The sequence below is a fragment of the Actinomycetospora atypica genome (assembly GCF_042653685.1).
GTDB classification, from domain to species: domain Bacteria; phylum Actinomycetota; class Actinomycetes; order Mycobacteriales; family Pseudonocardiaceae; genus Actinomycetospora; species Actinomycetospora atypica.
Map to the genome: position 1 here is coordinate 1 of NZ_JBHSIV010000101.1, position 667 is coordinate 667.

Below are 667 nucleotides of genomic sequence, written 5' to 3' on the forward strand. Positions count from 1 at the left end.
CGTAAGGAAATTTTTCCATTTTTTCTTTCTCCAGTCTCACAATTTTTCTAGAAATAAAATCACTTCTTTGCCGTCTATACTCTCAAAAAAAATGTCGTTTGAAAAACTAAATAAATTTTTGATCGTGCATTTTTAAATTTGGTTATCGATTACACGTGCAGCACTCCCCCCCGAATTTTAAAGAGCATAAGGAAACGTGTACCCACTTTCTAAAAAAAGTGGGTAGATAGGCTGTGCCTATCACGTTTCTCAGAAAAAAATTTGATATCACTTTTTCGCCATCGTGGGTAGCTTATGTATAGCATTTTGGCAAAAAACAGCTATACAAATATAGTATTTGTATGGTATACATAAATTATACATAATTGCAAAAGGAGATTTTTTATGGACATTTTAGTTCGGAATATTGATCCAAAGTTTGTTGCAACAATAGACAAACGTTGCCAAGAACTCACGAATAAAACAGGAGAAAAATGGAGTCGAAATAAATATCTAAAAGTTTTAATCGAAAGTGATTTTGACCGTCAACTTACGACTTACAAAAAAGACCAATTCGATTTATTGCTCGATAAATTTATTGCTATCCAAACAGAAAATACTCAAATATTAAGCGAGTATGTCTACACAAATAATCAAATCATTGAAATGCTTATCGGAGGAATGATAT

The 667-nt window shown here is 31.6% G+C and carries 1 protein-coding gene; it reads left to right on the top strand.

Annotation, left to right across the window (positions count from 1 at the left end; genetic code table 11):
- Positions 1 to 384: 384 nt before the first annotated feature.
- On the top strand, positions 385 to 667 hold a 283-nt coding region (locus tag ACFPBZ_RS29495; protein ID WP_000353844.1), incomplete at its 3' end, for a hypothetical protein.